9 protein-coding genes are annotated in these 12,610 nt (G+C 44.2%); all 9 read right to left on the bottom strand.

The features are described 5' to 3' along the window. Window positions 1-124: 124 nt before the first annotated feature. Window positions 125-2,185, bottom strand: a complete 2,061-nt coding sequence (locus J6I44_RS17245) for a M16 family metallopeptidase (RefSeq protein WP_265767413.1) — start codon at window positions 2,183-2,185, stop codon at window positions 125-127. Window positions 2,186-2,231: 46 nt separating this feature from the next. After that, window positions 2,232-3,761: a M16 family metallopeptidase gene (locus J6I44_RS17240; protein WP_265767412.1), complete on the bottom strand. Its 1,530-nt coding sequence runs from the start codon at window positions 3,759-3,761 to the stop codon at window positions 2,232-2,234. A gap of 81 nt (window positions 3,762-3,842) precedes the next feature. Then, entirely contained in the window at window positions 3,843-4,079 is a 237-nt protein-coding gene (locus tag J6I44_RS17235; RefSeq protein ID WP_265767411.1) for a hypothetical protein, read from the bottom strand. 92 nt (window positions 4,080-4,171) lie between these two features. Continuing rightward, window positions 4,172-6,364: a peptidase domain-containing ABC transporter gene (locus J6I44_RS17230; protein WP_265767410.1), complete on the bottom strand. Its 2,193-nt coding sequence runs from the start codon at window positions 6,362-6,364 to the stop codon at window positions 4,172-4,174. Window positions 6,365-6,457: 93 nt separating this feature from the next. Then, window positions 6,458-8,146 (bottom strand): HlyD family secretion protein, encoded by a 1,689-nt coding sequence (locus tag J6I44_RS17225; RefSeq protein WP_265767408.1) that lies wholly within the window; start codon window positions 8,144-8,146, stop codon window positions 6,458-6,460. 212 nt (window positions 8,147-8,358) lie between these two features. Next, entirely contained in the window at window positions 8,359-8,538 is a 180-nt protein-coding gene (locus J6I44_RS17220; protein ID WP_265767406.1) for a hypothetical protein, read from the bottom strand. A gap of 228 nt (window positions 8,539-8,766) precedes the next feature. Next, complete coding sequence (locus J6I44_RS17215) at window positions 8,767-8,958, bottom strand: hypothetical protein (protein ID WP_265767404.1); 192 nt, start codon at window positions 8,956-8,958, stop codon at window positions 8,767-8,769. Window positions 8,959-9,217: 259 nt separating this feature from the next. Further along, window positions 9,218-9,889 carry a LuxR C-terminal-related transcriptional regulator gene (locus J6I44_RS17210; RefSeq protein WP_265767403.1) on the bottom strand — a complete coding sequence of 224 codons (672 nt, stop codon included), beginning with the start codon at window positions 9,887-9,889 and terminating at the stop codon, window positions 9,218-9,220. Window positions 9,890-10,261: 372 nt separating this feature from the next. Further along, window positions 10,262-12,610: IPT/TIG domain-containing protein (locus J6I44_RS17205; protein ID WP_265767402.1), on the bottom strand; the 2,349-nt coding region annotated here is incomplete at its 5' end.

Raw genomic sequence — 12,610 nt, 5'->3', positions numbered from 1 at the left:
GGTCTCATTGTTGGTGTCAAGTTAAGACAAAAGATCGAGGTGTTAAAGAAAAGTCGATTTTAGCATTGAATATCCAGCGCGGGATTGTAAGCCCACGCCGGTGATATTCTTTTATTACAGCTATCTACTCATTCACAGTATGACTTTGGTACGAAGCTTCCGCAGATTTGTTACCATCGATATAGGTAACCTGGCTATAGGGATAAGCAACGCCGCCGGTGGTCGTCCAGTTCGAGTTACGGTTCTCAACCGATACCTGCTGACCTTGCTGGGGATTAAACTGCTTAAAGCGCTGGATCTGTGGATAACCGGTCTGCTGATCCAATAGAAGTGTTACATTCGTTCCCTCTACCTTAACACTGACCTTATTATAGGTGGTATCTTCTACCTCTTCGGTTCCCAGGAACTGGGGATCCAGTTCATCGGCTTTCATGGCGATAGCCAGGAAGCTTTTGTTGAGCGTGCTTTTTAGTCCTTTTGCCATTTGTGGAGGCAAGGGGCGTTCTTGTCCCCCCATTTTCATGGTTCCGGATCCTCCTTTATACGAAAGCTGAACCTTACCCATGGGCGCCTCAATAGTTTGTTCGATGGCATCGGGATAATCAATCGTTTGGGTGGTACCAATCGTTTGTCCGCCTTGTTGCACTTCACCTGTGAGCGTGAGTGTATTCAGATCAGTACCAGGTTCAATAACAGCCTCGGCCATTTGATTAAGTAGCGTAGCGCCCTTTTCAGCATCGCCTTTGACCGTTTCTCCATTATCAGATCCCGGTTGAGGAATACTGATATCAACAGTATTGACGCTGCCATACTTTTGTAATTGGTCACCGATTTCATCTTTATTACCAACTACTAAGATTTGCAGTTGATCAGGGTTTAGATACTTCTGAGCAACATGCTGTACGTCTTCGATCGTTGTTTCCCGGACCCCCTCAAGATACTGTTGAAAGGCATCTTCGGGAAGGCCGCGGTAATCGTAAGACATCTGTTGATTCAGCACTTTCTCATAGCTATCATATTCAAATACCGAGGAGTTTAGAATTTGATCTTTGGTATCCTGCAGCTCTTTTTCAGTGATTGGTTCATTTTGCAGACGTTCAATTTGTTCAATAATTGCGTCAATAGCTTCGGCTGTGGTAGCACTTTTGGTCATGACACCGGTATAGAAGGTCCCGGGATAGAAACTGTTCATCCCATACTGACCGAAAACAGCATAGGCTAATCCCATTTCGGTGCGCACCACCTGCATCAGACGGCCGGAAAACCCACCGCTGAGTACCCGGTTCATCACCTGTACTTTAGCATAGTCTGGGTTGTCACGCATGCCACCAAGGTGCCCCAGCAGCACAAAGCTTTGGTTTACATCCGATTTGTTAATAAAGTTGATGGTATTTTGGTCTTCATAATTGACATCAGGAAAGCTAAGATCGGTCTCATTACCTGAGGGGACTTCACCAAAAGCCGTGCGGAGCTTTTGCTTCATTTCGGCCGTCTCAAAATCACCCACAACGCCTACGGACATGTTTTCGGCCACAAAGTTATTTTGGTGGAAAGCAATCAGGTCTTCACGACTGATGTTATTTACCGTTGCATATTCCGTATTTCGACCATAGGCTGAATCTTTACCATAAATCAAGCGCTGGAATTCCCGAAAGCCAATTCCTTGAGTGTCATCATTACGGCGCGAAATACTTGACTTCTGCTGTGTTTTGGCCAGGTCAAGTTTATCTTCTGGAAACGCAGGGTTTGTTAATACATCCACAAAGACAGGCAGCAGGGCATCAAGGTCTTCTTTAAGGACATCCATACTTGCACTGCCAGAAGTAAAACCAATACTGGTTTCAATACTGGCGGCCTTATTTTCGAGGAGCGTATTCAGGGAGTCCGCTGGATAGGTTTCCGTACCACCGGAGCGGATGACCGTACCGGTTATGGAAGCCAGGCCGGCTTTATCATTAGGAACTTGTACGCCTCCTGTTCGAATGATGGCACTCGCATTAATAAGCGGAAGCTCATGATCTTCCACCAAAAAGAATTTGATGCCGTTAGCAGTAGTGAACGTTTCTACTTCGGGCTTCTGAAAATTGTTTAACTCCGGAAATTCAAGCTCATCATACTGTTTCTGGGCCTGCGTTAGTGAAGCAACGAACAAGATCAGGAAGCAGGTAATGCTAAGTCTCTTCATAATGGATAAATATTTCGTTTTTGAAAATAGGTGAGATAATCGTTGATTATTTTGCATTGGTACCCTCTTGTGTATCTGATTGTGTTACGATGGCACCCACCGTTCGATTATCTTGGGTCAGGTATGTCTTTGCTACTCGCTGTAGGTCTTCAAGCGTCACTTCCTGAAGCTCTTCTAAATCGGTAAAAACCTTCTTCCAGTCGCCTCGTAATGACTCAGCAGAAGCAAGAGAAGAGGCTAAACCGGAGTTAGAGTCCAGGCTTCGTATTAAGCTTGCACGTGCCTTGGTGCGGACCCGGTCGAGTTCGGCCTGGGTTACCTCGCCCTGTTTTACCTTTTCAATTTCTTCCAGGATGGTGGCCTCAAGGGTATCAACACCTACTCCCTGATTGGGAACGGCAAACGTCAGGAACATAGTCTCATACTTTTGTCCGGGATAGCCGTTCAGGGCTTGAACCGTGAGGGCTTGCTTTTCACCTTCCACCATCTTTTTGTAGAGCCGTGAAGTTCGTCCGCCAGAAAGCACTGAGCCAAGCAATTGGAGTGCTTTGGAATCCGGGTGTTCTTGAGCAACGGTGTGGTAGCCCATTAAGAGATAAGGTTGAGACTGTCCCTGGATGGTAAAATGACGCTCTCCGCGCTGTTCGGGCTCCTTGGTATACACCGCAGGTGGCTCGGGAGCAGCCGGAATATCTCCAAAATATCTTTGGGCCAGTTCTTTAGCTTCATCAGGATCTACATCGCCTGCAATAGCCATGGTAATATTGTTGGGCACATAATAGGTGTTATAAAACTGCCGAGCATCTTCCATCGTGGTTGCGGTAATATCAGAATTCCAGCCAACCACCGGACGTCCATAGGGGTGGGCCGTATAAGCGACAGCGGCAAATTCTTCCAAGAGGCGACCAAAGGGCTGCGATTCAGTACGCATGCGCCGTTCTTCGCGGACCACTTCCTTTTCTTTGTAGAATTCACGAAAAACGGGGTTCTTGAAGCGGTCGGATTCCAAGCTGAACCATAACTCCAGGCGGTTTTCGGGAAGGCTGAAAAAATAATTGGTCCGATCCGCACTGGTAGTAGCATTCATGCCGGTGCCGCCGTTTCGGTCAACAATCTGGGAATACTCATTGTTAACGACGTATTTTCCGGCTTCTTCCTCCAGTTTCTCAAACTCACTCCAAAGGTCACTCATTTTGGCAGTGTCGGGGGTGGCGCTATATTTTTCCTGTAGCCACTGCTGGTAGGTGTTATCCAACTCCTGCAACACTTTTTGTTCTTCTTCCCAGTTGTTGGTGCCAATATTATGGGTCCCTTTGAAGGCCATATGTTCAAAGATATGCGCCATTCCGGTATGTCCTACGGGTTCATTGGCGCCTCCAACATTTACATAGGTTGCAAAACTGACCACCGGAGCTACCGGACGTTCAATAATGAGAAAAGTAAGCCCATTATCGAGGGTAAATTCGGTAACTTTTTCTTCGAAATTGTCGAGTGATTGGGCCTGCCCCGGTTGTCCAACGGACAACAGTAGCATCGTCATCAATCCCAACGTACAAATGGTGTTTTTTAGCTTCATGTGGCTCCTGATATAGTTATAGTTTTAAAATAAACGGTATTAAATATGTGATTTGAGATGCAGTAATACAAGTATGCGAGTTCAGAGAATACCAATAGAAAACTTCAGATATAAATAAAGAGCTGGTAAAATAGATTGGAGTCGTAAATATTTATGGAACACTATCTCAAACTCTTCTTTAAGCTCACCCAGGAATTTATACAGCCAGCGTTCAGAAATATCCAGCTTGTCGGCGAGTTCTTCCGGCGGACCGGTGCTTTTGCGTCGGATTAGGGCATCCAGTCGGTGTATCCGATTAAGGTAAGTTCGAAGACTCATAGCGTATTAGCTCTCTTGGTAATTTTTAGTGCTAAGTTATAAGTTTATCCCTATTCCCTAATTAGAAGAGTACTATAATATCCCTCAGCGTATCAGTTCTGGTATTCGACCAGCGTTTGTCCCTTTAAAATAGGAAATTGTTTTTGCCAGAGGTTGAAGTAAGCATCTTTACGATCCATTAACTCCCGGTGTGTACCTTCTTCTATTAATTGACCTTTATCCAGCACGCATATTTTATCTGCTTTAAAGACGGTGCTTAGCCGGTGGGCAATAAGGATGATGGTCTTCCCTTCCTCGGTAAGCATGTCGATGGTACGCTGTACATACTGCTCGGAGGAGGAATCAAGTGAAGAGGTCGCCTCGTCCATAATTAAAATATCAGGATCTTTGTAGAGGGCCCGGGCAATGGCCACGCGCTGTTTTTCGCCTCCGGACAGGTTTGCGCCATGTTCGCCGAGGTAGGTTTTAAATCCATTGGGTAGGTTCTCGATAAATTCCACAATGCCCAGCCGCTTACAGATCCGGATAATTTTCTCCATATCCGGGTCAAATTCTCCAACAGCAATATTTTCAATGATATTCCCGGCAAACAGATCGATATGCTGTGGAACGATGGATATCGTTTGCCGCAGACTGTCATTGTCAATATACTGGAGGTTAATATCTCCGATACGAACTTTGCCTCCATCCAGGGGGTACAACTTCTGAAGAATGTTAATGATGGTTGTCTTACCGGATCCACTTTCGCCCACAAAAGCTGTGACCTGGCCTTTGGGGATGGTAAGGGTAAGGTCATCGAATACGGTGACACGGGAGCCATACCGAAATGTAACATTTTCAAATTTGATGTCTCCAATCATTTTCGGCTTCAGTTGAACCTGGTCGCCCCGGTCTTCTTTCTCCAGGTCCATGATTTCAAACAGGCGGTCGGCCGCAATAGAAGCATCCTGGATGGTTTTGTTCATGTTAACCAGCTTCTTGATGGGCCCGGTAAAATATCCAATAACGGCATAAAAGCTCATGAGCTCACCCGTTGTAATAGCGCCCTCTAATACATAGTAGGCACCGACCCACAGCAGGATAATAGTAAATAAGCGAGAGAGAAAGGTGGATGAATTGCCCGAGAAAACGGAGTTTAAACCCGAGCGGTATACTTTCTTCAGCAGTTTGACGAAGCGGGTTTCGGTCTTCATGTTGGCAAAATCTTCCAGGCCAAACTGTTTGATGGTAGAGACAGAGTTTAGCGACTCAACCAATTGAGACTCCAGGGAGGCGGCATTTTCCATAACCTCGCGCTGGGTTTTTTTGTTAATTTTGTTGGTAATGTAATAGACCAGGATGTAACAGGGAATGATGCAAAGCATGACCAGCCCCAGCTTCCAGAAATAGGTAAACATCAGTCCAAAAGAAAACAGGACAATGAAGATGTTTACCGTAAGTGTGACAGAAGCATCATTGATAAAGGCCCGTATTTTAACCGCGTCATTAATTCGTGAGGTGATTTCGCCCACCCGCATGGTGTCGAAAAAGCGTTGCGGCAACTTAAGGAGGTGTTTATAGTAGCCCAGAATAAGACGGGCATCGATAAGTTGGCCTGTTTTGAGCGTAAATACCGTTTTTGTGACTCCTACAAATATTTGGAGTATAAGCAGGACGACCATACCAACGCCCAGTAGATTCAACAGGTTTTCGTTAGAATCCGCAATGACATGATCTACAATAAGTTGTACAAAGATAGCTGTTGTAAGACCAATGAGTGTAAAGATGGCAGCACCAAACAGTGCCTGGAATAGAATACCTTTATGAGGTTTGATTAAAAACCACAAGCGGCTGGCTACCGATACTTTTTCGTCCTTGGCCTGAAACCCCTCGTCTGGCATAATGAGCATTAAAACGCCGGTCCACTGCTCCTTGAATTCTTCGTGCGACATTTTTTCTAGTTTCCCATGCCGGGGATCCATCACTTTGATATACTTATCCGTGGCCTCATAGATTACCACATAGTGGTGCAATACATCTTTGATGACGACATGAGCAATAGTAGGGGTCGGGATTTTAAATAAGCTTTCAAATTCTCCTTCAACTCCTTTGGCAGAAAAACCGAGCTTCTCTGCAGCTTCAATCATACCCAGCACATTGGTTCCTTTCTTATCAGTCGAGGCATATTGCCGGATGCGTGCAATAGGAAGTTGAAGATCGTAATGAGCAGCTACAGATGCCAGGCAAGCAGCACCACAATCCGTAATGTCATGTTGCTTGATCTCAGTTTTCTTTTTTCCAAACATTATGCAGTATGCTAAAGGTTAAGCAGTTTGAATATCGATGTTGGGATGGTCAATGGTGAAGTTTTTTGCAAAAAACAGCATGCCATTTACAATTTACATTGCCGCCTGTTGGGGTTGTTCATTCTGATCATCCCATTTAGGATTCAACCAGTCATCGAGGTTGTCATACAGTAGTTGAAAGAGGCTGCGTTCTGTAACTTTGAAGCGTGCTTGCAGGCTCATTCCTTTTTTGAGGTCGCCTCGATATCCATTTTTGAGTTCCAGCCAGGTTTTCTCGAGCGAGGCCTGAACTTTAAATACCGGTCGATCATTAACAACCGTTACATCATTGGATATTTCTTGTACAGTTCCTTTCAGCAGTCCCCACTGATTATAATCAAAGGCAGTTATCTGAAACCGAACATCCATTCCTTCTTTCAGTAATCCGATATCCTTTGGAGGTACATAGCATTCTGCAATCAGGGAAGTGTCAGGAGAAATTTCAGCCAGCGTTTGGTTCGGCGATACGGGGCTCCCCACATACAGGCCTTTCATATTCTGGATGGTACCGGAAATAGGGGCTTTAATATTATATTTTTCTTTTTTCTCTCTCGTCTGCTGCTGGTCCGTCCCAAGTTGTTCTAATTCATCTTGAAAAGAAACCTTCTCAGCCTGCCACTTGTTGCGCTGCTGGTCAAATAGGAGCTCAAAATCATTTTTAGCACTTTCTAATTCAAAGCTCACTTTTTCATATGCAGCCTCACTGATAACATCGCGCTGATAAAGCTCTTTATTACGGTTAAATTTTTGCCGGGTCATCTTAATTTGGTGAATATTACTGCGCACCTGTTGCCTGAATTCCAATAGAGAGCTGCGATACTTTGCTGTTTGTAGATCTATAGTTTGGTTTTCTTGGGAAGTTTGTTCGGCTTGATTTTCAGGCGAAGAAACGTTGAGAATTGATAAAACTTCTTTTCCAAGCATGGTTAACAATTCATTCCATGCATCATCAAGGTTTGCCTGGCTTTTATTATAGGTAGCGTCAGTGATGATGCCTCTGCTATTGAGTAACTCATGGCGATCAAGCTTCTTCTGTGCCGCTTCTATACGTTGCAAAGGGCCTGCCACGCTCTGCTTAAATTGTGATAGAGCCTGGATGTAGGTTTCTTTCTGTTGGTCTTGCACATTTAACAGGTTCGACGAGGAGATATGCAGTAGCTTCCACAGCTTGGTACGGGCATTATCGAGGATAATAGTGCCATTATTATTAGAAAAGGAACTATTTGCTGTACCCGGTTGACTACTTTGTTTTATGCCCTGGATTGCATCAAGGATTTGTTCTTTATACTGTACCAGGGGAGAGGGTAATTCGGTGTTTACATTATTGCTACCAAATGAACGTAACATCTGAGATGCATCTACCTTCAGAAGCACATTAAGATCTGACAGATATCGACGTATTTTTTTCTGGCGTTGCTCATTAAAAGTTGTTTGTTCATTTAAGACAGGTGCAGAAATTTTAGCAACCATTTGTCCACGTACAACAGAAGCATTTTCTTCAATATAAAGCTCTTCAATATTGCCAGATACCAGTGAAACAAGTTGATTACGATTCGTAAGAGGTTTTATTAAACCTTGGCTTTTGATACTAACTGTTACCTGGATAAGGGGAAGGGCTACAAAAATTGCTACCAGTGCAGCAAGCACTGTTATGTAGATGAGCTTGGTTTGCATTGAATGCTTCGAAAAGTTTGCTTCCGAGGAATTATCAATGATTTCTTTTGGAAAAAGTTTGCTACCCATCAAACCAAAAAATTAGGCGTTTATGATTCTAAAAAGAATGACAATATAAAGTTATTTCATTTTGATATAAATACAAATTATAATCACATATCATATTATTTAATAGAAATGCTACGGATAAAGTGATAATAGGGATGCCAGGAAGGATTGTAGAAAAAATATTTCAAATCTGCCACATAGAGTGACAGATTTGAAATAAAAATCAATTCTGACTATTCACCGCCAAGAACGCCGCCAAGTAGTCCTCCAAGGAGGCTATCGAGCAGACCTGTAACAGTATCGAGCAAGCCTCCTAGAAGTCCATCGAGGAGGCCGTCAACAAGACCACCGTTAATTTCTTGTAGGTTAGAGTCGCTTAATTCTTGTAAGCCAACTTCTTCTAATTTTTCCATGATGATATATGTTTATTCTGTTTTTATTGTCGATTTTATTTCAAATCAGGATATTATAAATGTTATTAAAAAAAACAAGAAAGTAAATAGCTAAAGATGGTTAATGTATATATTATAATTGAGAAAAATAAGAAAAGCTATGGGAGGTAAAACAGAAGGAAGGAGAGATAAATAAATTCCAAACCTATTGGCAATGCAATAGGTTTGGAATAATAGAATGTGGAGGTGTTAGCCTAAAATTCCACCACCGATTCCGCCAACAGATCCAAGAACGGAACTTAGCAGATCGCTAACAGCAGAAGTGAGGTCAGAGATATCCAGCTCAAGACCTGCAGAAACTCCAATGCCTACTCCGCCAGCAGTCTCTTCTAAAGTTTTGTCGCTTAATTCAGCTACTCCGAATTCATTTAAGTTATCCATAATATATGATGTATTTAATATTTGATTGTATTTTGTTATCCCCTTTTTAAGGAGGAAATACTAATGTGCTAAATACATATTGAAAAGTAAATAGCTAATATTAGTTATTTCTATATTATTTGTTAAAATACTATCAATTTTAAAATAAAAAGAGGCAATATTATATATAATTAATCTTATAATATTATGGCATTATTTTGCTTTGGTAAATTATACGGGGCAACATTTATTATTGTTAACATCCATACAATCATCAATTTCAAGAAATATTCCCTTCATTTACCCAAACCAATGTCTTGATTGCTTCTTTGTTGAGCATACAAAACTTGGATAGTTTTAAAGTATCAGTGGGGTTAAACTTTTTTTTGATATTTTTTCTATGATTATAAATAGTATGTACGCTAAGGTATTGTTCTTTTGCTATTTGTTTGGTTGGCTTACCCTCTGATATCTCTTGCATCACAGATAATTCCGCATTGGATAGCGATTTAGCTAAATTTTTCTTTAGCAACATTTTTTGCCTTTGGATGTCCGACTGGCTTAAAAAATGTTGAGAATGTCTGTCTAGTACAACACTCCTGGGCTTAATGTCGTGCAAAATATCAAGCAGATCGTTAAAGGTGGATTTTTTGCAGATAAATCCTTTGGCAGAATTAGAAAACTTTTTTAGCCAGTATAGTTGACATAAATTGCCAAACAATAGAACCGTAGACTGAGAATCTAATTTGGTGAAGATTTCATTGGACTTCGTTTCTAACAAAAAGTCTACATTAATTAAAAATATAGAGGGAGTCTTTTGGGAGCTAAGGCCATCCATTCTTTTTTTCTGTTGGGGTATTAGGTTTACATTGTGCCCTTCATTTCCCAGCAGAACAGATAAGCCTTTTCCCTCAATGTTATTGTGGTTTAACAAATTGATATGCATACCCATATATGTGTATAGTCCAGATAAATTAATCTTATTGGTAAGTAACTATAGAAGAATATAATATAGTGTAAATATAGTATGTTATTCTATGATAGAGCACTATAATATTAGCTTAATAAAATTGAATTTGTATCATAAAATCAATGAATAAGATGAATTTTTGTTAGGATAGTATTAGAGTCTGTTGCCCGGTCTTTAAAGCATTTTTTAAATGCGATAGGGGCGTAAAGTTCCCATTTTGGGCCGTTCAATTTGGAAGAAGATGCTTTCTTCTTTACGCTCTATCGCTTTATTAAGCTTCTGCCAAAAAAGAAAGGCGGTTCCAACTTTTTTGGAACCGCCTTCTGGTATTTTTATGAAGGTTAAGGACAAATGTTATTCCGTTACAAAGTAGTCATCGTAAACACCGTATACTTCGTAAGTCGCATCAGCACCAACGAGTGCCCCTAAGCTTATCACGACCTGATCAAAGTCTGTTGTAGTCTCAAATCCAATGAACTGTCTGTCTGTGCTTGTTCCAGACAGAAGGTCGAGAAGGAGTAAGGCTGATCCAGATTCCGATTCTTGCAGCGTTCCATCAAGATAAGTTTCTACTGTTACGCTTTCGATTAAGCTAAGATCAAGGGTGCCTCCAGACAGAGCGATAACAAATCCGGCTTGTCCACCACCAGACATCACTTCTGCTGTATTCTCTACTGCAACGTAACCAGATCCTCCAACTCCAAGGGAAATATCGATAGAAGCGAAGTTATCGCCGTCGCTGTCTATGACATTTGATGTATTCGTAACATCACAGCCCAGACAAACCCCCTGAGTGTCGCCAGTAGCTGACAGTCCTGACCCCGTAAGTGGCACAGCACCAACCACAAAGTCATCAGTGCTTGTGGCTGTTCCTCCACTGGTTGTAACGGCTACCGGACCTGTAGTAGCACCCGTTGGTACTTCAACAACCAGCTCTGTTTCGGAAGCAGAGAGAATGTTGGTAACGGTAGTGCCATCGAAGGTCACGGTGTTGTCACCAGCGGTAGCGCCGAAGTTATCACCCGTAATGGTAACCTCAGTGCCTTCGGGCCCACGCTCAGGAGAAACCGAGCTAATGGCCGGGCCGGGTACGGGCTCGGCCTCCATGCCTCCATAAGCTGCAAAGACGAAGTAGTCAGAATCAGCGCCTAGCAGCGAACCAAATTCAATTCTTATTTCATCGAATTCGCTGCTTGTCTGGAAGCTGATAAACTGGCGATCGGTCGTACCAGAAACAACTTCAAGGTTCAGCAGTGCAGCATCAGAGATCGTCTCTTGTACAGCACCATCCAGATAGGTTGTGAGAGTGATGCCTTCCAGGAGATCAAGACCAATCAGGCCTCCCTCGTTGGATACTACGAAACCGGCACTCCCCCCGGCTGGAATATTACCCGCACTTTCTACGCTCACCCAGTAGCTGCTGCTAATACTAAGAGGCAAGTTAACGGTAGCGTAATTATCCGTATTACCATCGATCACATTAGTTGGATTGGTAATACCACACAGACTACAACCTCCATAATCTATAGAGGCGTTGGATCCGGTGATTGGGAACTGAGGCGTTCCTTCTTCAAGCACTGTAAAGTCCGGTCCGGTAGCTGTTTGGCTATTGACCGTTACTTCTACCGTATAGGATCCGGGACTGAGGCTGCTTGGTACAACAGCTACCAGTTCGGTTTCTGAGGCGCTGTTGACCGTTGCTTCAGTACCACCAAAGGTAACCGTATTTTCAGCGATCGTGCTGCTGAAGTTCTCACCGGTGATGGTTACTTCTGTGCCCACTATTCCGCTGGTCGGATTAATCGCATCGATAACCGGAGCAGGGACGGTGACGGTAAACTGTTGCGGTGCAGTGGCTGTCTGCCCATTGGCTGTAAGGGTCACATCAACAGCACCTGCGCCCAAGCTGTTAGGCACAACGGCGACCACTTCGGTCTCGGAAGCGGAGTTGATGGAAGCCTCGACGCCGCCAAACGCAACGGCATTGTCGCCGGCCGTGGCGCCAAAGTTCGAACCTGTGATGGTGACGACCGTACCAACCTCGCCTTCAGTCGGATTGATAGCATCAATGACTGGTGCAGGCACCGTAACGGTAAATTGCTGGGGTGAGGTAGCCGTCTGTCCGTTGGCTGTGAGAGTCACATCAACAGCACCTGCGCCCAGGCTGTTAGGCACAACGGCGACCACTTCGGTCTCGGAAGCGGAGTTAATGGAAGCCTCGACGCCGCCAAACGCAACGGCATTGTCGGAAGCCGTGGCGCCAAAGTTTGAGCCTGTGATAGTGACTGCCGTACCGACCTCACCTTCGGTCGGATCAATGGCGTCAATGGCAGGGGCCTCGCCGCCGCCACCGCCATCGGTGACGGTGAAGTCGGGTCCGGTAGCGGTTTGGCTGTTGACCGTCACGCTGACTGCCACAACATCACCGGCGCTGAGTTCACTTGGAACTTCGGCAACCAGCTCCGTGGTAGAAGCACTGGTGACGGTAGCTGTAGCGCTGCCAAACTCGACGGTGTTGTCGCCGGCGGTAGCGCTGAAGTTGGTCCCGGTAATGGTAACCGCCGTGCCGGTAGGCCCTTCGGTCGGATCAATGGCGTCAATGGCAGGGGCCTCGCCGCCGCCACCGCCATCGGTGACGGTGAAGTCGGGTCCGGTAGCGGTTTGGCTGTTGACCGTCACGCTGACTGCCACAACATCACCGGC

It is taken from the genome of Fodinibius salsisoli (assembly GCF_026229185.1).
Taxonomy (GTDB): Bacteria; Bacteroidota; Rhodothermia; order Balneolales; family Balneolaceae; genus Fodinibius; species Fodinibius salsisoli.
The sequence above is the reverse complement of the archived record's forward strand: the minus strand, read 5'-3'. Positions and strand labels throughout refer to the sequence as shown.